Genomic DNA, 20,622 nt, shown 5'->3' with positions numbered 1-20,622 from the left:
GAGGCCGGGGGGCGGTCGCATCGCCGGTCGGTTCCGTGGTGGTAACGATCTGCGATGAACCGGCGCGTATCGTGACGGCCCGCTCACGCTGAGCATGATGCTGCGCGTCAGTGTCCGGAACCTGCCGTGCCGCAACAACCACCCGCAGGAAGTGCTGACGCCGACGCCGGGCCCTGTACGGCGGCCTCCACATCTGCCAGCATCTTCGCCCGCGCGGCCGGACCGATCACCCGTCCGCGTGTGATGACCGTGTGGATCCTCCGGGTGTTGCGGATGTCGGTCAACGGATCGGCGTCCAGTACGACGAGGTCCGCGATCTTGCCGGCTTCGACGGTGCCCAGGTCGCGCGCGAGTCCGAGGAACCGAGCAGGTTCGGCGGTGGCGGCGTACAGGGCCTGGCGTGGAGTGGCGCCGGCGGCGACGAGGTGTTCGAGTTCGTCGTGCAAGGCGAAGCCGGGGACGCTGTACGGCGTTCCGGTGTCGGTGCCGGCCAGGATCGGGACGTCGTGGGCGAACAGTTCTTTGACGAACTGCTGGTGCCAGACCCACATCTCGCGCTGGTGCGAGATCTCCTCGGCAGTCCGGTTGGCGCCGTACAGGTTCTCGATGACGTAGTCGTAGGTGCCGATCGCGTCGGGGCCGAGGTACTTGGCCAGGTTCGGGTCGAGGCGGGTGTAGTCGATCTGGTCGAGCACGTTGTGCATGGTGAGCGTCGGGGTCACGCGGGTGTTGTTGCGGCGCAGCGTGCCGAAGACGTCGGCGGCGCGGGTCTTGCTGTAGGTGTTCGCGGCGATCCACTCGATCGGGTGCATCTGGCGGAACCACGCGTTGTAGTCGCCGGCCCGCACCTTGATCTCGCTGATCATCCGCCGTACGTCGGCCTCGCGCGTCGAGACGGACAGGCCGAGCGAGTGGATGTGCTCGATGCTGCGCTGGCCGGCGTTGCTGACGTCCTTGGTGGTGATCTCGTCCGGCCCGTGGCCGTGCACGGTCAGACCGAGTTTGTGGGCCTCGTCGATGATCGCGAAGTACGCCGCCCGGTTCAGCCGCGAGTAGACCTTGACGAAGTCGGCGCCCTCGGCCTTGACCTGGCGGACGGCGGCGCGTGCCTCGGCGGCGGTGTCGACGGTCAGGACGTGCAGGAGGTTCGGGTCCCAGAGAGTCGGGTCGCCGTCGATGATCTGACTGGCCACGACCATCCGCGGACCGAGCAACGTGCCGGCGTCGATCCGGTCCCGCCAGTCGTAGACGATCGGGTTCGTCGCGGCCATCTCACGGACGGTGGTCAGCCCGTTGGCCAGGTAGAGCGGGGGAGAGACGTGCTCGTCACCGAGGCTGTGGACATGCATGTCCGCGAGCCGGTACGACGTACTTGCCGGACGCGTCGATGACCGTCGCACCGCGGGGGACCGGCAATCGGCCGACCCCGACGATCCGGTCACCGGCGATCAGCACGGTCTGGTGGTTTCGGCGCTGACCGGTCACGACGTCGATCACGGTGGCGCCGGTCAGCGCGGTCAGGGCGCGTGGTGAGCCGAGCGCCGGGCCTGCGGTGGTGAACGATCCGCCGGCGATGACAGCGGCTCCGGCGGCGGTACGGGCGAGGAACTGACGACGAGAACTGTTCATGCCCATCACTATTGTCTGCGCCGCGCTCGTCGTCAGGGGTGCAGCCCCGTCGGTCCCCGGTAGGGATTTGTCTACTTCGCGCCGTACTCTTGGTGACTGTTATGCGTACTTACGAGGTCCGCACCTACGGGTGCCAGATGAATGTCCACGACTCCGAGCGGCTGCGCGGCCTGATGGAGGACGCCGGCTACCAGCGCGCGCCCGAGGGCGACCAGGCCGATGTCGTGGTCTTCAACACGTGCGCGGTCCGGGAGAACGCCGACAACAAGCTCTACGGCAACCTCGGCCACCTGGCGCCGGTGAAGGCGAAGCGGCCCGGGATGCAGATCGCGGTCGGCGGCTGCCTGGCGCAGAAGGACAAGGCGACCATCACCAAGAAGGCGCCCTGGGTCGACGTCGTGTTCGGGACCCACAACATCGGCTCGCTGCCGGTGCTGCTGGAGCGGGCCCGGATCGCCGAGGAGTCGCAGGTCGAGATCCTCGAGTCGCTCGACGTGTTCCCGTCCACCCTGCCGACGCGGCGCGAATCGGCGTACTCGGCCTGGGTCTCGGTCAGCGTCGGCTGCAACAACACCTGCACGTTCTGCATCGTCCCGGCGCTGCGCGGCCGTGAGAAGGACCGCCGCCCGGGTGACGTGCTCGCCGAGGTCGAGGCGCTGGTCGCCGAGGGCGTGCTCGAGGTGACGCTGCTCGGCCAGAACGTCAACTCGTACGGCGTCGAGTTCGGCGACCGGTACGCGTTCTCGAAGCTGCTCCGCGCGTGCGGGGAGATCGACGGGCTGGAGCGGGTCCGCTTCACCTCGCCGCACCCACGCGACTTCACCGCCGACGTGATCGAGGCGATGGCCGAGACGCCGAACGTGATGCCCTCGCTGCACATGCCGCTGCAGTCCGGTTCGGACCGGGTGCTGAAGGCGATGCGCCGTTCGTACCGGCGGGACCGCTACCTCAAGATCATCGAGGACGTGCGCGCCGCGATGCCGGACGCGGCGATCACCACCGACATCATCGTCGGCTTCCCCGGTGAGACCGAGGAGGACTTCGAGGGCACGCTCGACGTCGTCCGCCAGGCCCGCTTCGCCGGCGCGTTCACCTTCCAGTACTCCAAGCGCCCCGGAACCCCGGCGGAGTCGATGGAGGACCAGGTCCCGCGCGCGGTCGTCCAGGAGCGCTACGAGCGTCTGGTCGCCCTGCAGGACGACATGGCCTGGGCCGAGAACAAGCTGACCGTAGGCCGCTCCCTTGAGGTGCTCGTCGCCGAAGGCGAAGGCCGCAAGGACGCCGCCACCCACCGCCTCAGCGGCCGCGCCCGCGACAACCGCCTGGTCCACTTCGCCCTCCCCGAAGGCATCGAAGCCCCCCGCCCCGGCGACCTCGCCACCGTCGAGATCACCTACGCGGCTCCCCACCACCTGGTAGCCGACACCTTCGGCTCGATCCGCCGCTCCCGAGCCGGCGACGCCTGGGAACGCCTCCAGGACGCCCCGCCGTCATCGGCCCCCGGCGTCATGCTCGGCATGCCCACCCTGGGCGCCAAGCCCCTGGAGCCGGCCGTCGGCGGCTGCTCGATCGCGTGACCCCACCCGACGCGGAGGTGCCTGGCAAGGCGGCGCCAGGCCCGGCCGCCTCCTGCACCGACTTGGCGGGGGCGGGGAAGTTGCTCCCGGAGGGCGCTGAGCCGTTCGCGGCGGGACGGGACGCGGAGGTCTATGCGCTGGATGAGCGGTGGGTGTTGCGGCGGTACCGGAACGGGTATCCGGTGCGGGACGAGGCCGACTTCATGCGGCATGTGGCGAAGTTCGGTTACCCGGTGCCCGCCGTACGGGAGGTCGACGGCGCCGACATGGTGATCGAGCGCCTCACCGGACCGACCCTCGCCGAGGCCGCCGTCGCGGGTGACCTCGACGCGGTGCGGCTGGGGGAGCTGCACGCCGACCTGCATCGTCGCCTGCACGCGATCCCCGCACCGAGCGGTACGCCGGGCCTCGTCGTCGTCCACGGCGACCTGCACCCCGAGAACGTGATCGCCACCGCCGCCGGCCCGATCGTGATCGACTGGCGCAACGCCGAAGAAGGCACCGCCGAGTTCGACATCGCGATGACCGCGGTCATCTTCGCCCAGGTCGCCCTTGACCCCGCCTGGGCCGATCTGTCCCCACTCCTCCGCGAAGCCCTGGCCGCCTACCTGGCCAACTCGATCGACCCCAGTCCCGGCCTCGCCGCCGCATTAGATGCCCGCGGCAACAACATCACCCTGACCCCCGCCGAGAAGGCACTCCTCCCCGCGCAAGAAGCCCTCATCCGCGGCCATCTCCGTCGGTAGCGACACGTACTAGTCGCCAGCCGTCGGGGGCGTCGACACCGCAGGGTGGGCTTGAACAAGTTATGACCTGTCCACCCCCACCAGTTCCTGTTCAAGCCCCCGACTGTCGACTCGGCCTGGGCCGTGCACGGTCCGAAGCGCCCGCCACGGCTGAACCACAGCCGCAGCGAGCACCACTACGTGTCCTTACCGTCAAGCATTCAGGAATTGCGACGGCTTCAGCGCGCGGCTCACGATCCGCACCTCACCGATGTGCCCCGCGAATCCTTGGTCGACCTCATTCGCGTAGTGCCCAGCACCAACGAGCCACGCCTTCCCCGCCGTCGCCAGCCCGTTCGACGCCGTGGCCGGATTGCGCAGCAGCTCCGACGAGTCGACGTACACGGTGCTGTGCCGTCCGTCGTTGACGATCGCGAGATGGAACCACCGCCCGGCCACCTGCTCGTGACCCCAGTTGGTGAACGTGTCGTTCTGGTCCAACGGGTACACCGCCCACTGCACCTGCCGTCCACCGGAGAACCCGAGCTTCACCACCGGCTCGTCCGGATCGCTCCCCGTCTTGCCCGCGTCCCGCCCAGTGCCGAGCCGCGAGATCAGGCCTTCCCACGAATGGTCCTGCCCATCGTCGGCCAGCTTCACGAACGCCTCGATCGTGTACCCGCCACGGAAGGTCGCCTTGTTGAGCGGCGCGTTGTCCGCCGTCTTCAAATACCCACCGCGCGCCGGATTCTTCCCACCCGGGAACAGCCAGCTCGCATGCCCAGGCTGCTCGGGGTGGAATTCACCTGAAGCGCTTGGTGCATCGCCGCCGAGCTGCACGCGGGTCAGATGGTTCCCCTGCCCCGACTGGTCGAGCACCTGACCGCCGACCGGCCCATCGAACCGCCAGTACGCCGCCGTCCCCGGAATCACCAACTGCTTCGCCGGCCGCGCGGGCCGCACGGCCACCGGTGCGAACCCCGCGAACCGCGCCGCGAAGTCGACCGGAACACTGAACCGATTGACGTCGTCGGTCAGCTCGATCTCGCCCTCGGCAAGCTCGTTGCGCCGAGCCGGATCCTGCCCGAGGATCCACGGGGCGATCGTCTCGACGTCGATCGTGTTCCGGGCCAGGTCGAAGTGGTACAGCCGAACCATCCCGGACCCGCCGTAGTACCGGTCCTGGTAGTTGGCCAGGTGCAGGTGCACGTCATGCCCGGCCGCGTTCTGCCGCGTGAGCCGGCCGGACGGCCAGAAGTGCCCGTTCAGCGTGAGGAAGATCTGGTCGTTCTCCTTCACCAGCTGGTCCCAGACCCGGTTCCCGTGGTCGCTCAGCTCGGCCACCCCGCCGTCGGCGTACACGAGCTCGTGCGTGGTCAGGATCACCGGCAGCTTCGGATGCGCCGCGATGACAGCCCGCGCCCATGCGAAGCTTGCGTCCGACGGCCGCCAGTCCATTGCCAGCAGCAACCACTGCCGCCCGGCCGCGCGGAACACGTGGTACGAGTTGTACCCGTTCGCCGTTGACCCGCCGTACGTCGTCATCCGCCGGAACCGCTGCGGCCCGAACGTCCGCAGGTACGGCGTGTCGCCGCGACTGTCGTCCTTGGAACCGTCGATGTCGTGGTTGCCGGCCAGCACCGAGTACGGCATCCGCGCGCGGTCCAGCACCTTGAACACCGGATCCGCCTGCGCGAACTCCGACGCCTGCGCGTTCTCCACCACGTCGCCGAGGTGCGCCACGAACACCAGGTTCTCCGCCGACCGCTGCTCGACCAGATACTCGAAGGTCGCTGTCAGCGGCGCCGGGTCGCCTCGATCATGATCGAACTGATACTGCGTGTCCGGTACGACGGCCACCGTGAACCGCGGGTGCTCGGTGTCAACGCGCCCCCCGTACGACGAGGTCGTGGCGGCCGCAGCTCCACCATCCAGCACGCCGCCCGCCACCACGGCTCCCGCCCCGAGCGCTCCTGCCTGCAAGAGCCTGCGCCGGCTCGTCCCGTCGTACTGCTGATCCATGAGCTGCCTCCACGTCGCTGCCTGACACCGCAGCGAACATTAGAGCGCAGCAACCGAAGTCACGGTGAACTCAGCCGAAACCCTGGACGATCACCGCGGGAAGCCCACCGTCGAGCCCCGCCAGCACCCGCGCCTCGTGCGGCACCGTCGGCTCGGGCAACTTGTCGAGCGCGAACCACTCCAGGCTCGCTGCCTTCCCCGGCTCCATCAACTCCGGTTCGCCCGCCCAGCGCGACGTGGTGAAGAAGAAGTCCACCCGCTCGTCGATCGGATCGCCGTTCCCGCCCGTCCGATGCATCGCTGTCAGCGGGACCAGATCGCGCGGGTCGATCTCCACCCCGACCTCCTCGCGAACCTCCCGCACCGCGGCCTCGATCACGGACTCCTCAGCCTCGACGTGACCGGCCGGGACCGCCCAGTGCCCATCCATGTAACCGGTGTTGGCCCGCAACATCATCAACACCTCGTCCCCACGCCGCAACACCACATAAGCCGCCGGCACCACCCGAAACCGATCCATGCCGTGACCCTAGCCACCCGCACCGACAAAACTTTTTTGAGAAACCTTGAGGGCACGTGTCAATTCCCGGGGGCCTGCTTCGACACATAGGCAAGAGACCGGCAGCGGGCCGGTCCACTGCCCCGGAGGTCACGATGGCTGCCACCCTCTCCACCGTCTCCACCGCCACGACCAACGCCCCGTCGGTCGGACGCCTGCTCCGTGACGGCGTCGTGGCCAGCGTCCTCGCAGCTGTCGCCACCGCAGCCGTGGCCGGCGCCGGTCAGGCCGCCGGCATCAGCCTCAACGTCTCGGGCGCCCCGATCCCAGTGGTCGGCTTCGCCGTCATGACCGCGATCTTCGCGACTGTCGGCCTGCTGATCGCCCTGGGCCTCCGCCGGTTCACCGCCCGCCCGCGCACCGCCTGGCTCCGCACGACCGTCGTACTGACCGCCCTGTCCTTCGTCCCCGACCTGCTCTCGGACGCCGCCCCCACCACCAAGGCCCTCCTGATGACGACCCACCTGATCGCCGCCGTGATCATCGTCCCCGCAGTAGCCCGTCGCCTCAGCTGACCTATCCTGCGGCGATGACCGAGTCGTACATCCAACGCATGCGGCGCCTGGTAGGCCACGAACCACTGACGGGCGCCGGCGTAGGTGTCCTGGTCTGGGACGACCAGGGCCGAGTCCTCCTGCAACAACGCTCGGACGACCACACCTGGTGCATCCCCGGCGGTGGAGTAGAGCCCGGCGAGCACCTGGAAGACGCAGCCCGCCGCGAACTTCAAGAGGAGACCGGCCTCCAAGCCGCCGACCTCACCCTGCTCTCAGCCCGCTCCGGCCCCGACTGCTTCATCACCTACCCCAACGGCGACCAGGTCCAAGTCATCTCCCTGACCTACCGAGCCGAATCCTGGACCGGCACCCTGGACCCAGCCAACGAAGAAACCACCGCCCTCAACTTCTTCGCTCCACAAGCCCTACCCGCCATGAACCCCTACAACCAGGCCCTCTTCACCCACCTGGCAGCAGCCGGTCACCTCTCACCCCGGCCCGACTAGCTGCCCACCAGCATCGATGGTGAGGAACCGCAGCGAATCGTCGTGGCGCCCGACCGTCAACCAATGGGCAAGCGCGACAGCCGCCGTCGGCGGCATCTCCAACGCCGCCGGATCCAGCGTCAGGTCGAACCACTTCAAGTCGCCTTCGGCACACGACGAAGGAACCAGTACGTCGTCCCGCAGCACAGCCGTGAAGTAGTACGTGTGCCGGAGCTCGTCGCCGGTGTCGCGCAACGCGACGTAGCGCAGCGCCAGCCCCGAGATCTGATCGGCGACCACGCCGATCTCCTCTTCCACCTCACGAACAACCCCAGCCGCCGGATCATCCATCTCCGCAGGCTCGAGGTGACCGCCGATCCCCACCCACGAGTCGGTGATCGCACGGGAGCCGCGCCGATACAGCAGCAGCACCCGATCTCGGCGTACCAGGAACAGCGACGTCATCAACCGGCTGGACCTCATAGGCCAGGCAGCCTACCGGGGCGGTGACATAGCGAAAGGGCCGCGAGCGGGTGCTCGCGGCCCTTCGGGATCGCGTTCAGGCGGGCTTGTCGGCGTCCGGGATGTCGTCGTTCTGGCCGTCGAGGCCATCGAGGCCGTCCTTGGCCTTGCCGACACCCTGGTCGATCTTGTCGCCGTACTTGCCGCCGGTCTTCTCGTCGACGAAGTCACCGGCCTTGTCCAGACCCGCGCCGACCTTGTCGCCATGCTGGTCGACCAGGTCGCCGGCCTTGTCCTTCAGGTCCTCGGCCTTGTCCTTGAACTTGTCGAAGATGCCCATCTCAGGGGCTCCCATTCCTGCGTAGTGAACTGCTTACTGACAGCTAGCGGTCAGATGATTGCACCTACCGGCCCCGAACGCCTAGGACCGCCGCGAGCTGTCGGACAGGAATTCAGACAGTGTTACTCGACGTCGCCGCCGGAGTCCTGGCTGCCGCCGCCGGACTCGACGTCGCCACCCGACTCCACGTCGCCGCCGGACTCTTCACCGCCACCGCTGAACTCCACGTCGCCACCACTGTGCTTGAGCTCGACGTCACCGCCGCTGCGCTTGGCAGCGTCCAGCTCGTCGTCCCCCAGGCCCAACGCGTCGCGTGCCGCGTCGGACTCTCCCTCGAACGGATTCGTCACAGCTACATTCCTCCCGTAATCCGATGTTGCGAACTGCCGTCGTGTCTACCCGTCGCACGGGGTCATCCACAAGGCCGCCCCCGGCCTCTTTGTGGAGACTTGACGACCCGGTACGGCGGGGGACGGGGCCGGTGCAGCGGGCCGAAGGGCAAAACTGTCACACTGGAGCGATGGCCGAACCCCTCCTCGTCGCGGTCGTCGGCCCCACGGCGGCCGGCAAGTCCGACCTGTCCGTTGCCCTGTGCAAACGCCTGGGCGGCGAGGTCGTGAACGCCGACGCCATGCAGGTCTACCGCGGCATGGACATCGGTACGGCGAAGATCACGCCGGCCGAGCAGAGCGGCGTACGGCATCATCTGCTCGACATTCTCGACGTGACCGAGACCGCGACCGTCGCCGAGTTCCAGCAGCTGGCGCGGGCCGCGATCGACGACTGTGCGACCCGTCAGGTGGTTCCGGTCCTGGCCGGAGGGTCCGCGCTCTACGTCCGCGCGATCCTCGACGACTTCACCTTCCCCGGCACCGACCCCGCCGTACGGGAGCGTCTCGAGGCCGAGCTGGAAGCTGTCGGGTCCGGAGCGCTTCATCAGCAGTTGGCAGCCGTCGATCCCAAAGCGGCTGACCAGATCCTGCCCAGCAACGGCCGCCGGATCGTCCGGGCCCTGGAGGTCGTCGAGATCACCGGCGCGCCGTACAGCGCGACACTTCCGGATCATCGCTACGTCTACCCGGGCGCCGTACAGATCGGTCTCGACGTCCCGCGGCCCGAGCTCGACGAGCGGATCGGGCGGCGGGTGGACCGGATGTTCGACTCCGGTTTCGTCGACGAGGTCCGCGAGCTCCTGAAGCACGGTCTGCTCGAAGGCCGGACGGCGAACCGCGCCCTCGGGTACTCGCAGGTGATCGCCTTGCTGAACGGCGAGATCGACGAGACCGAGGCCCGGGAGCGGACCGCGCAGTCGACCCGCCGGTTCGCGCGGCGGCAGGATTCGTGGTTCCGCAAGGATCCGCGGATCACCTGGCTGCCGTACGACGATTCCGCCTTGCTGGACAAGGCACTCGATGTGCTGGCTGCAGGCAACCGAACCGGGGCCGGCGGCGTAGTCGGGGTAGAAACCGGCCCCGCACCCAGGGGGCCTGTCGATGCGAGGGGGTGACCGTGAGGCGGAGTTCCGTGAGTACCTACTCGCGGATCGCACCCGACTGATGAGAACGGCGCTGTTGCTGACCGCGGGGGATTCGCACACCGCGGAGGATCTGGTCCAGACCGCCTGTACTCGGGTCTACGTGCACTGGCACCGGATCCGGCACGAGGGCGCCGGGCCGTACGCGCACCGCATTCTGGTGAACGCGTTCCTGGACGAGCGCCGCCGGGCCGGCCGCCACCCTGAGGTGGTGACCGCCGACACGCTCGAGCCGAGGCTGGCCGACGAGACGGATCCGGTGGACACGATCGCGGTCCGGCGGGCGCTGCTGGAGCTGGCGCCCCGCCAGCGCGCGGTCCTGGTACTGCGCTACTTCCAGGATCTCGACGTCGCGACCTGCGCACGGATCCTGGAGTGCACCGAGGGCACGGTGAAGAGCCAGACCGCCAAGGCTCTCAAGCGTTTGAAGGACCTGATGACCGACGAGCAGTCGGATCAGGCGACGGGGAGTGGCTGACATCCCGCGCGAGCAGTGGGCCGGGAGAGGGACGGAGTAGTGGACGAGCTCAAGAAGTTGCTGGAGGGGTTCGCCGAGGAGGCTGCCGAGGGGCTGCCCGCGGCGGATATCGACGCGGACGTCGCGCGGGGGCGACGGGCACTGCGCCGGATCAAGCGGCGCCGCCGGGTGACCGGGGTGCTCTGTGTAGCCGCGGCGTCGGCCGCGGTGCTCGCGTTCGGCAATCAGGTGAAGTGGTGGGGGAGCAACGGCAATCCACCGGTCGCTGCCGGCGGGGAGAACGAGGCCTCCGTCTCGGCGAGCGGAGTTCCGGCCGGATCGACCGCGCCGAGCGCGAAGGACAGCGAAGGCACGATCTCGACGTACTCCAGCGGTGTCGAGCTGGTGGCCAACCAGCAGACCTGGAACACGATCGGCTGCACACTCGCGCCGGTCGGCTGGGCCCCGGAGAAGCCGATCGCGACGAACCGCGTCGTGCTGGCGCAGCCGGAGATGCGGACGGCGGAGGTCGCCGCGAAGGTCGTGCTGGAGCGCCGGGACACCGCTCAGACGCTGGCAGGGCTTCAGGTGACCACCACGGCCGGCAAGACGCTTCACATCGGGACGCTGGACGGTCGGCTGGCCGGTCAGGTGAAGCTGGCCGACACCTGGCTGCTGGTCGAGACTCCGGCCGGGAACGGGGCCTGGACGGACGAGACAGTACGGCGCTTCCTGGCGTCCTGCACGGTGAAGTAGCGCTCGAACGCGCGTTTTGACTGGCGGCCGGGGCGAGTTCGGGGTAGGCAGGGGGCAGTTCCCTGCCGCCTGAGCTCCTGGAGACCCGATGAAGAAGCTGGTCGCGTCCCTGTCCGCGAGTGCGCTCGTCCTGTCCGGATTCGGTCTGAGCGGCGCGTCCGCGAGTCCACCGAAGCCCACCGCGCCGGAGCTGAGCCACGATTCGGCGCAGGCCCGGACCAAGTACCCGACTGCGATCGGGTACGGCGGCGCGGTCGCCTCGGTCGACGAGAACGCCACGAAGATCGGCCTCGACGTACTGCGCCGTGGGGGCAACGCGGTCGACGCGGCAGTGGCGACCGCCGCGGCCCTCGGTGTCACCGAGCCGTACTCGGCCGGCGTCGGTGGTGGTGGTTACTTCGTGTACTACAACGCCAAGCAGCGCAAGGTCATGACGATCGACGGCCGCGAGACCGCACCGGCCACGATGCCGTCGAACGCGTTCATCGACCCGGCGACAGGCGCGCCGTACCGGTTCTTCCCGGAGCTGGTCACGTCTGGGGTCTCGGTCGGTATTCCGGGGACGCCGGCGACCTGGGACCGGGCGCTGCGCCAGTGGGGCACGCTGTCGTTGGGCAAGGCCCTGAAGCCGGCCGCCGATCTGGCCCAGCACGGCTTCGTCGTCGACTCGACGTTCCGCAGCCAGACGCTGGACAACAAGGCGCGGTTCTCCGCGATCGCGCCGACCGCGAAGCTGTACCTGCCCGGTGGTGACGCGCCGCAGGTCGGGACTGTGTTCAAGAACCCGGAGCTGGCCGACACCTACCGGTTGCTCGGCGCGAAGGGCCTCCCGGCCTTCTACAGCGGCAAGCTGGCCGCCGAGATCGAGGCGGCGGTCAAGAACCCGCCGAAGACGCCGGGCGCGACCCTGCCGGTGATGCCGGGCTACCTGACCACGGCCGACCTTGCGAAGTACAAGGTGATCGACCGCGCGCCGACCAAGGTCCGGTACGAGGGCCTGGACGTGTACGGGATGGCGCCGTCGTCCTCCGGCGGTACGACGGTCGGCGAGGCGCTGAACATCCTCGAGCCGCTGCACCTAGGTCGGATGCAGACCCCGCAGGCGCTGCACACGTACCTCGAGGCTTCGGCGCTCGCGTTCGCTGACCGTGGCGCGTACGTCGGCGATCCGGCGTACATCGACGTACCGACGAAGGAGCTCCTGTCGGACGGCTTCGGTGCTGAGCGCTCCTGTCTGATCGACCCGGCCAAGGCCTCGGTCAAGCCGCTCAAGCCGGGTGTGCCGGACGGCAAGTACGGCGCCTGCGGCGGGACGACGGCGACCAAGGAAGGCCCGGACACCGAAGGGTTGTCCACCACGCACCTGGTCGCCGCGGACAAGTGGGGCAACGTGGTTTCCTACACGCTGACGATCGAGCAGACCGGTGGCAGCGGCATCATCGTCCCGGGTCGTGGATTCCTGCTGAACAACGAGCTCACCGACTTCTCCGCCGTGTACGACGCCGCCGACCCGAACCGGATCCAGCCGGGCAAGCGTCCGCGCTCGTCGATGTCGCCGACCATCGTGCTGCGCAACGGCAAGCCGTTCCTGGCGCTGGGTTCACCCGGTGGCTCGACGATCATCACCACCGTCCTGCAGACCCTGACGAACCGCGTCGACCGCGGCATGACGCTGCCCGAAGCAGTAGCCGCACCGCGCGCCTCGCAACGCAACACCGCCACCGTCAGCGCCGAGCCCCCGTTCATCGACGCCTACGGCACCGCCCTCAAGCCCTTCGGGCACACGCTCGTCCCATCCGGCGACGCCCTCACCTCGGCCGCCGAGATCGGCGCCGTGGCCGCCCTGGAGTTCCTCCCCAACGGCGGCTACCTGGCCGCCGCCGAACCCGCCCGCCGAGGCGGCGGCTCCGCCGGCACGGTCTTCCAACTCTGGCCGACGAACTAACGCCTGTCAGATCGTGGTGATGATGGCTGCTACGAGGGTTGCTCGGTCGGTGAGGGTGGTGGCTACTGCTTGTTCGTGGACGGCGTGGGCGCCTTTGCCGATCGGGCCCAGGCCGTCGAGGGTGGGGACGCCCAGCCAGCCGGTCAGGTTGGTGTCTGCGGCGCCTGAGGCGGCCGCACCACCAACCTGCTGACCGATCGACTCTCCGGTCGCGATCACCTTGGCGAGCAGCTCGGCTGTGGCGGGGGACGGTTGCCAGGCCGGGCGGTTCGACATCACCTGTACGTCGACGACGGCGCCTGCCCGGATAGCGGGCAGGGCCTGCACCGCCTCCAGTACGGCGCTCTCGGTCTCGGGGTCGAGGAACCGGAACCCGACATCCGCCCACGCGGAACCGGCGACCACGTTCGTCCGGCCGCCGCCCTCGATCGTGCCCACGTTGCAGAGGACCTGCTTGTTCCCGGCCACGACCGAACGCACCGCGATCAGCTGATCGACGAGCTCGTCGATCGCCGAGATACCGCTCTCCGGGTCCAGTCCCGCGTGCGCTTCGCGGCCGGTGATCGTGATCCGGATCCGCGTGCTGCCCCACCGCGAGGTCTTCAGGTCGCCGTTCGGATGCGGCGGCTCGAACCCGAATGCCGCGACCACCCCGGTCGACTGCGCCGTCACGAGCTCCCGCGCGGTCGGCGACCCGACCTCCTCGTCCGCGACCACGACTACCCGGACCGGCCGATGATCTGATCCGGACACAGCCTCGAGAGCGCTCTCCAGGATCACCAGCCCGCCCTTCATGTCGAACACGCCGGGCCCGTGGATGATCCCGTCCTCGATGCGCCACGGCATCGCGCCGGCGAGCTGCCCGACCGGCCACACGGTGTCGTGGTGCGCCAGGAAGAGCACCGGGGCGGCATCAGAGAGCGCTCCCCGGCCGGGGAAGTCGGCGACCACGTGGTCACCGGTGGCGGCCGCGACCCGGCGGGCGGTGCCACCGAGGTCGGCGTACCGCTGGACGAGGCGGTCGGCGAACGCGTTCAGCGCCGCGGCGTCACCGGTCGGCGTCTCGTCCTCGACATAGCTGCGGAGGCGATCGATCATGAGCGGGAGGGTCATGGATAGGGAACGTATCATCATTCGATCGAGGATTGACTAGCTTGATCGCGAGGAGTTTTACTCGTACTGCGGACATGATCCGTTCCGTATCTTCGAGAGGAGCGCATCGTGGCCGACGACTTCCGAGCGGTTTCGCTGGACACTCCGGCGCAGTACGCCGACGCTGCCGCGCTCTACCGCGAAGTGTTCGGCTACCAGCAGCCGGACCACGGCGTGAACCCTCGCCTGCTCGCCGCCCTGGCCGGGAACGGCGGATCCGTGGTCGGCATCCTGGACGCGATCGACCGCCTGGTCGCCTTCGCCTATGGCTTCCCGGGAACATCAGAGAGCGCTCTCTACCACTATTCCCAATCAGCCGTCGTGGCCGCCGACCTCCAGGGCCGCGGCCTCGGCCGGATGCTCAAGTACGCCCAGCGCGACGTCGCCCTCGCCCACGGCATGACCCGGATGCGCTGGACCTACGACCCCTTCCAGCTCCGCAACGCCCACTTCAACCTCAACGTCCTCGGCGCCCGCGCCCGCTGGTACACCCCCGACCTCTACGGCCCCGGCACCGATCGCCTGGTCGTCGAATGGGACCTCGCGCCCGGCCAGGCCGCCGTACCAGCTGTGGACCGCGTTCCCGTCGCCCGGATCGAGATCCCCGCGGATCGCGCTTCCGTCACCGAGCTCGTGATCACTCGGGTGCGCGAGGAGTTCGCCGAGCTGTTCGCCAAGGGGCTGGTCGCGACCGGGATCCGCCGTACCGGTGACGGCACCGCGTCATACCTGTTTGGATCTCCTGCATGACCGGCGACGAACAGCGCAACCGCGAACTCTCCAGCCCCCAGGACCGGTACGACGCCCGGCTGCAACGGCGGTCGTCGACCATGCTGCAGCGCCGGGTGATCGAGCAGGAGCGGGCGTCGATCGAGGAGGCGCTCGACAAGATCCTGGCCGACGACTCGATCGCGCTGGCGGCGGCCCGGATCGTGGCGGCACGGCGGCGGTTCGTGGTCGGGTCGGCGAAATCGTTCTCCTACGCGTCGCTGCTCGCCTTCGACCTGAGCGCGGGCCTGTCCCAGGTGACGCTCGTCGACGGGACGGTGGTGCGGGCGGTCGACGTACTGTCCGATGTCCGGGCGAACGACCTGATGGTCGCGTTCTCGCTGCGCCGCTACCGCCGCGACACGGTCGAGATCGCGCGCTCGTTCAAGGCGGCCGGCGGCGAACTCGTCGTGGTCACCGACTTCGAGGACGCTCCCTTGGCCGCGGTCGCGGACCAGTGCATCTACGTCGCGACGGGGAGTGCGTCGTACGTCGACTCGCCGACCGTGATCGCCGCCGTCCTGCACGTGCTCGCGACGCTCACCACGGCCAGCGCCAAGGGCGCCCGGCGTCGCCTCGGAGAGCGCGATCGCCTGAATACCGAGCTCGGTCTGTATGTCAGTTGAGAGGACTCCAATGAAGATCGTCGCCGCCCGTCTGCACCGGGTGCGGTTGCCGTTGGTGCACGAGTTCCGCACCAGCTCGCACGGCAAGAGCATGCTCGACCACATCCTGGTCGAGCTGATCGATGCCTCGGGCGCGGTGGGCTGGGGCGAGATCGCTTCGCCGTCCGATCCGTTCTACGCACCCGAGACCGTCGAGTCCTGCTGGCACATCGCAGAGCGCTATCTCGTGCCCGCGATCCTCGGCAAGGAATGGGATCGGCCTGAGGAGCTGCCGCGGCTGTGGGCGAAGGTGCGCGGCAACCAGTTCGCCAAGTCCGGCCTGGACACGGCCGGATGGGTGCTCTGGGCAACCATCAACGGCACCCCGCTGGCCACCGCCCTCGGCGGGACCCGGAGCGAGGTCGTGGCCGGCGTCTCGCTCGGTATCGAGCCGAGCATCGACGCCCTGCTCACCGAGGTCGGCCGCCATCTCGCCGCCGGCTACCCGCGTGTGAAGCTGAAGATCGCCCCGGGCTGGGACGTCGAACCGGTCCGCGCGGTCCGCTCCGCACACCCCGACCTGGATCTCCATGTCGATGCCAACGGCATCTATACCGCGGACCAGTCGGATCAGCTCAGGGCGCTCGACGAGTTCGGCCTGACGATGATCGAGCAGCCGTTCGCCCCGCGGGACCTGCTCGCCCACGCGAAGCTGCAGCGCGAGATCGCGACCCCGATCTGCCTGGACGAGAGCGTCGAGACCCTCGAAGATCTCGAGATAGCGCTCTCTCTGCAAGCGATCCGCGTTCTCAACATCAAGGTTTCCCGGATGGGCGGCCTCACCGCGGCCCGGGCCGCGCACGACCTCGCGCACGAGGCGGGGATCCCGGTCTGGTGCGGTGGCATGCACGAATTCGGGATCGGCCGGGCCGCGAATGTAGCGCTCTCCAGCCTGCCCGGTTTCTCACTCCCGTCCGACGTCTCGGCCTCCGCCAAGTACTACGCCCAGGACGTCATCACGCCACCCGTCGTCGCCACGCAAGGCGTCGTACAGGTCCCGACGACCGCAGGTCTGGGTCACGAGGTCGACACCGACTTCATCGCCCAGAACACGGTCGTCAGCTCCGAGCTGCGAGCCTGATCACGGTGACACGTCTTCCAATGAGCGGCGAGCGGTCTCGATCCCGAAGAGCGCGACGGTGAGGCAGCCGATGATGCTCGCCACCGCCAGTACGCCGAAGACCGGGGCGATCCCGCCGTTGGCGCCGACCGCTACTCCGGTCACGATCGGCCCGACAATCACACCGAGCCGGGCGAACACGCCACCGATGCTCGCACCGGCCGCGCGGGATCGCGTCGGGTACAGCTCGGGGCCGTAGAGGTTCAGCGCCAGGTTGACCGCGTAGATGAAGAGCGCGGCCGCCGATACGAACACCATGACGCCCAGAGCGGTCGCCGGCGCGACCAGTGCCGCCGCTCCAAGGATCACCGCTCCACCGAGTAGTCCCACGACCAGTCCGGTACGGCGGCCGTAGCGGTCGACCGTTGTGGCGATCACGATCGCACCGATCAACCCAGCGACCGTAGTGACCATGCTGTAGACCAGCGCCGTACTCACATCGAGGTGGAAGACCTTCGTGTAGATCGTCGGCAGCCAGGAGGCCAGTCCGTAGTTCACCAGGAACGAGGTGAACCACAGCACCGAGACCACGACGGTACGGCGCAGGTAGCGGCCGCGGAACAGATCCCACACGCTCGCCCGCCCCGCAGTAAGTGTGGACGCGATCGGCGCCACCTCCGGCAGCGGACCGAACTGTTGATGCGCCGCAGTCTCGAATCGACTCACCACCTCATCGGCCTGGTCCAGCCGGCCGCGCGTAGCTAACCACCGCGGCGATTCCGGCACGGTCCGGAGCAGAACCACGAGCACCAACGGCAGAGCGCCCACTGTGAACAGAATGCGCCAGCCGAACGCCGGTACCACCCAGGCCGACACCAGCGAAGCCATAGCAAGCCCACCGACGAACGCCAGCTCGTACAGCAGCACGAACTTGCCCCTGGCCTTCGGACCGATGATCTCGCTGATGTAGGTCGCCGCCACCAGTACTTCGCCGCCGATCCCGATGCCCTGCAGGAATCTGGCCCCCTGCAGCCATCCGATCCCCGGTGCGAACGCGGCGAGCAGACTGCTCAACGAATACAGCACCAGGCAGCACATGACGACCCGCACCCGACCGAACCGGTCCGCCAGCCCACCGGTGAGCAACGCACCGATCAGCATGCCCACAGCGCCAACAGTGATGGTGAACGTCGTCGCTGCGGTGTCCAGGTGGTACTGAGTCCGCAAGGCAGGCAGTGCATAGGCGATCAGCAGCTGGTCGAAGCCGTCGAAGAACGTGACCGCACCGATGATCAGCCGGGCCCGGACGACCAGTCTGGACGCCGGCAACCGGTCGATGCGCGCTGCGATCTCTGCGCTGCGGAGTTCGACGGTGGTCACTGACGCACACCGCCCGAGAGGATCCCGAGCTGCTCAGCCGTCTTGTTGAGCATCCCGGAGATGCGCTCGGCGGCAGCACGACGCTGCACCGGATCGGACAGCCAGGCGAAGTCACGCAGTACATGCGCATCCACCTCGGGCCCAATGGCGGTCTGAACCAGCGTCTGCTCGTGTGAGGCCGCCAGCACGATCTCGTTGGCCGGGCGCCGCAGCTCGTCGTACAGCTGAAGCCCACCGACGAGGTCACCGTCGTCGAGGCCGCGCCGGATGACAGCCGCCAGGATGTCGGCGTCCAGCATGGCCATGAACATCCCCTGGCCCAGCGTCGGCGGAACCACATGTGCCGCATCACCGACCAGACAGACGTTGGCCTTCACATAACGCTCCGCATGACCGAGGTGGATGCGGTAGATGTGCATGCCACCCTCGATCAGGCCCGGCACGCTACCCAGGACCGGTGCGCGCTCCACCATGCGCTGCCACAGCTCCTGTGGTTCCAGTGCGCGCCAGTACGTCTCCTCGGCCAGTGGGATCTGGAACGGCACCCGCACCTCGCGACCGCCGTCCAACGGAATCAGCATGGTGAGTCCGTCCGCACCGACGTACCGCATGTTGCGATGCTCGAGCTCTGGCACGTTCGGACGCGGGCACGTGGGCATCAGGTACGCGTGGTCGTACGTGTGGCGCTGGTCGTACCCGATGCCGATTGCCTTGCGTATCCGCGAGGCAGGGCCATCGGCTGCCACTACGACCTTTCCGACGGCCTCGAACGGTACGCCGCCGATTCTGCCGGCCACTCCGCGCGCCCGCATGCCACTGTCATCGAAGAGCAGCGAAGAGACCTGCGCACCGCGTTGCACCGACACCAGCTCACCGTGCGATGCGAAAGCGGCGTACAGGGCGCGGTGCAGGTTTGTATGCCGCAAGACGGTCTGATGCGGATGCGGCATGTCGAGGTCGGCGAAACCCCACTCGCCGAGGAATCCGTGCACACGGTGGTAGAAGCCCGAGGCAACGACGTCATAGCCGCCCATAGCCTTCACATGAGGCAGTACGCCCCACTTCTCAAGTAGTCCCAGCGACAGTGGCTGCAGGATGTCCCCGCGGTTGAGCTCCGGGAAGGTTGCGGTCCGCTCCAGCACGATGGAGGACACTCCGAGCGTGGCCAGCGCATGCGCCGTACTGGCACCGCCGACAGCGCCCCCGACGATCACTACATCGGCTTCCCAGCGAAGAGGTGTGGTCTGCATAGCAGGACCACGCCAAGCGCCTGCTGAAGGGTTCACACCCTTCTTGAACCGCTTAGGCCCACTGGGCAGGGGCGGTGGGGGAGCAGCTACCGGCTCGGCGACCGCAGTCTCCAGCCAACCGTCGTACTCGGCCAGCAGTGCGTCCAGTGCCTCGCGGTCCACCGCCCCCAGTACGACGACCCACGGGTGGTCTTCGTCGTCATCCTCTCCCTGGAACCGCTCCCGCCGTACGGTGCCGTCCAGCTGCGCGGCCACCGACTCGGCGTCCTCCTGCTCCCAGAAGTAGGCGATCAGCTCCATAACCCCACACCGTACGATGACGTCATGACAGTATCCATTGCCACGCTCCGCGCGGCAGGTCCTGAGGTCTAGTTCCCTTTCTTCCCTCGTCACTCCAGTCGCTTCGCTCCCTCCGCTCCTCAGTCCAGAAAGGGGACCTCATGACCGGCACCACGTTCCCCTGGCTGAAGGGCCACGGCACGGAGAACGACTTCGTGATCCTTCCCGACCCCGATGGCACCGTCCACGGGGAGCTGGATGCGGAGCTGGTGCGGTTCCTCTGCGACCGCCACGCGGGTCTTGGCGCAGATGGCGTGCTGCGGGTCCTCAAAGGCACCAGCCAGCCGTACGTCGAGGACGGCGGCGACTGGTTCATGGACTACCGCAACGCCGACGGGTCGATCGCCGAGATGTGCGGCAACGGCGTCCGGGTGTTCGTCCGCTACCTCGCCGACGCCGGACTGATCGACGACAAGCCGGTCCGCGTCGGTACGCGCGCAGGCGTCAAAGAGGTCACCCAGAACGACGACGGCACGCTCACTGTCGACATGGGCGAGCCCACGCTGCCTGGCCCGGCCGGAGTGGTCGTAGCCGCCAACGGCCACCAGTGGCCGGCTCTGCACGTCGACATGGGCAATCCGCACGCAGTGGCCTTTATCGACAACCTGAGCGAGCCCGGCAACCTGTGCGACCAGCCGAGCTGGTCCCCGGAAGAGGCGTTCCCGCACGGCGTCAACCTGGAGTTCGTCGTACGGCGTGGTCCGCATGACGTGGACATGCGCGTCCATGAACGTGGTTCGGGGGAGACCCGGTCCTGTGGGACGGGGACCTGCGCAGTGACCGTGGCAGCGGCGAAACAGGCCGGTCAGGCGCTCCCAGTCACCTACCTCGTCGGCGTACCGGGTGGTGAGGTGACGGTGACTTGGCGGGCCGACAACCACCTGGAACTGACCGGTCCGGCGGTTCTGCACGCTCGTGGAGACTTCGACCGCTCGTGGCTGAACGGGAATTCAGGCAGCCGCTGAGGCGTTGACGTCGGTAAACGGGTCGCCTGTACTGGGGGCCCGTGCCAACATGGAA

The 20,622-nt window shown here is 68.4% G+C and carries 22 protein-coding genes; 12 read left to right on the top strand and 10 right to left on the bottom strand.

What is annotated here, in order from left to right; genetic code table 11:
• Window positions 1-107: 107 nt before the first annotated feature.
• Both OG474_RS01945 and OG474_RS01940 read right to left on the bottom strand, forming a co-directional pair.
• Window positions 108-1,349 carry an amidohydrolase family protein gene (locus OG474_RS01945; RefSeq protein ID WP_405060421.1) on the bottom strand — a complete coding sequence of 414 codons (1,242 nt, stop codon included), beginning with the start codon at window positions 1,347-1,349 and terminating at the stop codon, window positions 108-110.
• On the bottom strand, window positions 1,327-1,629 hold the full coding sequence (locus OG474_RS01940) for a twin-arginine translocation signal domain-containing protein (protein WP_405060420.1): 303 nt from the start codon (window positions 1,627-1,629) through the stop codon (window positions 1,327-1,329). Before OG474_RS01940 ends, OG474_RS01945 begins: the two co-directional genes overlap by 23 nt.
• A gap of 101 nt (window positions 1,630-1,730) precedes the next feature.
• Between OG474_RS01940 and miaB the strand changes: the two genes are divergently transcribed.
• Both miaB and OG474_RS01930 read left to right on the top strand, forming a co-directional pair.
• Window positions 1,731-3,206, top strand: coding sequence for a tRNA (N6-isopentenyl adenosine(37)-C2)-methylthiotransferase MiaB (gene miaB / locus OG474_RS01935; protein WP_405060419.1), 1,476 nt, complete (start codon window positions 1,731-1,733; stop codon window positions 3,204-3,206).
• Window positions 3,203-3,952 (top strand): phosphotransferase, encoded by a 750-nt coding sequence (locus OG474_RS01930; protein ID WP_405060418.1) that lies wholly within the window; start codon window positions 3,203-3,205, stop codon window positions 3,950-3,952. The genes miaB and OG474_RS01930 overlap by 4 nt, the downstream gene beginning before the upstream one ends.
• 192 nt (window positions 3,953-4,144) lie before the next feature.
• Here the strand turns inward: OG474_RS01930 and OG474_RS01925 are convergent, their stop codons facing one another.
• Together OG474_RS01925 and OG474_RS01920 are read right to left on the bottom strand one after the other, a co-directional pair.
• Window positions 4,145-5,953: a LamG-like jellyroll fold domain-containing protein gene (locus OG474_RS01925; RefSeq protein WP_405060417.1), complete on the bottom strand. Its 1,809-nt coding sequence runs from the start codon at window positions 5,951-5,953 to the stop codon at window positions 4,145-4,147.
• Window positions 5,954-6,023: 70 nt separating this feature from the next.
• Window positions 6,024-6,473: an NUDIX domain-containing protein gene (locus tag OG474_RS01920; RefSeq protein WP_405060416.1), complete on the bottom strand. Its 450-nt coding sequence runs from the start codon at window positions 6,471-6,473 to the stop codon at window positions 6,024-6,026.
• A gap of 134 nt (window positions 6,474-6,607) precedes the next feature.
• Between OG474_RS01920 and OG474_RS01915 the strand changes: the two genes are divergently transcribed.
• The gene (locus OG474_RS01915) at window positions 6,608-7,027 is read left to right on the top strand and encodes a DUF6069 family protein (RefSeq protein WP_405060415.1); all 420 of its coding nucleotides are present in this window, start codon (window positions 6,608-6,610) and stop codon (window positions 7,025-7,027) included.
• A 14-nt stretch (window positions 7,028-7,041) separates the two neighbouring features.
• Window positions 7,042-7,515 (top strand): NUDIX hydrolase, encoded by a 474-nt coding sequence (locus tag OG474_RS01910; RefSeq protein WP_405060414.1) that lies wholly within the window; start codon window positions 7,042-7,044, stop codon window positions 7,513-7,515.
• Here OG474_RS01910 and OG474_RS01905 read toward each other — a convergent pair.
• The 3 genes from OG474_RS01905 to OG474_RS01895 all read right to left on the bottom strand — a co-directional run bounded on the left by OG474_RS01905 (window position 7,498) and on the right by OG474_RS01895 (window position 8,646).
• Window positions 7,498-7,977, bottom strand: coding sequence for an NUDIX domain-containing protein (locus tag OG474_RS01905; protein WP_405060413.1), 480 nt, complete (start codon window positions 7,975-7,977; stop codon window positions 7,498-7,500). The two genes, OG474_RS01910 and OG474_RS01905, sit on opposite strands and share 18 nt — an antisense overlap.
• Window positions 7,978-8,053: 76 nt before the next feature.
• Window positions 8,054-8,311, bottom strand: coding sequence for an antitoxin (locus OG474_RS01900; protein WP_405060412.1), 258 nt, complete (start codon window positions 8,309-8,311; stop codon window positions 8,054-8,056).
• A gap of 107 nt (window positions 8,312-8,418) precedes the next feature.
• Window positions 8,419-8,646, bottom strand: a complete 228-nt coding sequence (locus tag OG474_RS01895; RefSeq protein WP_405060411.1) for a hypothetical protein — start codon at window positions 8,644-8,646, stop codon at window positions 8,419-8,421.
• A 170-nt stretch (window positions 8,647-8,816) separates the two neighbouring features.
• Between OG474_RS01895 and miaA the strand changes: the two genes are divergently transcribed.
• From miaA to ggt, 4 genes are all read left to right on the top strand, one after another.
• The gene (gene miaA / locus OG474_RS01890; protein WP_405060410.1) at window positions 8,817-9,803 is read left to right on the top strand and encodes a tRNA (adenosine(37)-N6)-dimethylallyltransferase MiaA; all 987 of its coding nucleotides are present in this window, start codon (window positions 8,817-8,819) and stop codon (window positions 9,801-9,803) included.
• Window positions 9,790-10,308 carry a sigma-70 family RNA polymerase sigma factor gene (locus tag OG474_RS01885; protein WP_391546380.1) on the top strand — a complete coding sequence of 173 codons (519 nt, stop codon included), beginning with the start codon at window positions 9,790-9,792 and terminating at the stop codon, window positions 10,306-10,308. Before miaA ends, OG474_RS01885 begins: the two co-directional genes overlap by 14 nt.
• 39 nt (window positions 10,309-10,347) lie before the next feature.
• Window positions 10,348-11,043: a hypothetical protein gene (locus OG474_RS01880; RefSeq protein WP_405060409.1), complete on the top strand. Its 696-nt coding sequence runs from the start codon at window positions 10,348-10,350 to the stop codon at window positions 11,041-11,043.
• Between the two features lie 88 nt (window positions 11,044-11,131).
• The gene (ggt, locus tag OG474_RS01875) at window positions 11,132-12,988 is read left to right on the top strand and encodes a gamma-glutamyltransferase (RefSeq protein WP_405060408.1); all 1,857 of its coding nucleotides are present in this window, start codon (window positions 11,132-11,134) and stop codon (window positions 12,986-12,988) included.
• Between the two features lie 6 nt (window positions 12,989-12,994).
• On the opposite strand, the gene OG474_RS01870 is transcribed toward ggt, so the two are convergent.
• Window positions 12,995-14,101, bottom strand: coding sequence for a M20/M25/M40 family metallo-hydrolase (locus OG474_RS01870; RefSeq protein WP_405060407.1), 1,107 nt, complete (start codon window positions 14,099-14,101; stop codon window positions 12,995-12,997).
• Window positions 14,102-14,209: 108 nt separating this feature from the next.
• Between OG474_RS01870 and OG474_RS01865 the strand changes: the two genes are divergently transcribed.
• Genes OG474_RS01865 through menC form a run of 3 tightly spaced genes read left to right on the top strand, consistent with a single transcriptional unit; the run spans window position 14,210 to window position 16,654 of the window.
• Window positions 14,210-14,890 carry a GNAT family N-acetyltransferase gene (locus tag OG474_RS01865; protein ID WP_405060406.1) on the top strand — a complete coding sequence of 227 codons (681 nt, stop codon included), beginning with the start codon at window positions 14,210-14,212 and terminating at the stop codon, window positions 14,888-14,890.
• The gene (locus OG474_RS01860) at window positions 14,887-15,534 is read left to right on the top strand and encodes a MurR/RpiR family transcriptional regulator (protein WP_405060405.1); all 648 of its coding nucleotides are present in this window, start codon (window positions 14,887-14,889) and stop codon (window positions 15,532-15,534) included. The genes OG474_RS01865 and OG474_RS01860 overlap by 4 nt, the downstream gene beginning before the upstream one ends.
• A 10-nt stretch (window positions 15,535-15,544) precedes the next feature.
• Window positions 15,545-16,654: an o-succinylbenzoate synthase gene (menC, locus tag OG474_RS01855; protein ID WP_405060404.1), complete on the top strand. Its 1,110-nt coding sequence runs from the start codon at window positions 15,545-15,547 to the stop codon at window positions 16,652-16,654.
• Here menC and OG474_RS01850 read toward each other — a convergent pair whose 3' ends face one another.
• Window positions 16,655-18,013 carry an MFS transporter gene (locus OG474_RS01850; protein ID WP_405060403.1) on the bottom strand — a complete coding sequence of 453 codons (1,359 nt, stop codon included), beginning with the start codon at window positions 18,011-18,013 and terminating at the stop codon, window positions 16,655-16,657.
• Window positions 18,010-19,563 (bottom strand): FAD-dependent monooxygenase, encoded by a 1,554-nt coding sequence (locus OG474_RS01845; RefSeq protein ID WP_405060402.1) that lies wholly within the window; start codon window positions 19,561-19,563, stop codon window positions 18,010-18,012. The genes OG474_RS01850 and OG474_RS01845 overlap by 4 nt, the downstream gene beginning before the upstream one ends.
• Window positions 19,564-19,703: 140 nt before the next feature.
• On the opposite strand from OG474_RS01845, the gene dapF reads away from it, so the two are divergent.
• A complete protein-coding gene (gene dapF, locus OG474_RS01840; protein ID WP_405060401.1) occupies window positions 19,704-20,567 on the top strand; it encodes a diaminopimelate epimerase in 864 nt (287 codons plus the stop codon).
• Window positions 20,568-20,622: the final 55 nt, after the last annotated feature.

It is taken from the genome of Kribbella sp. NBC_01505 (genome assembly GCF_045040285.1).
Lineage (GTDB): Bacteria > Actinomycetota > Actinomycetes > Propionibacteriales > Kribbellaceae > Kribbella.
Note: the sequence above shows the minus strand (reverse complement) of the source record. Positions and strands in the feature narration are given on the sequence as shown.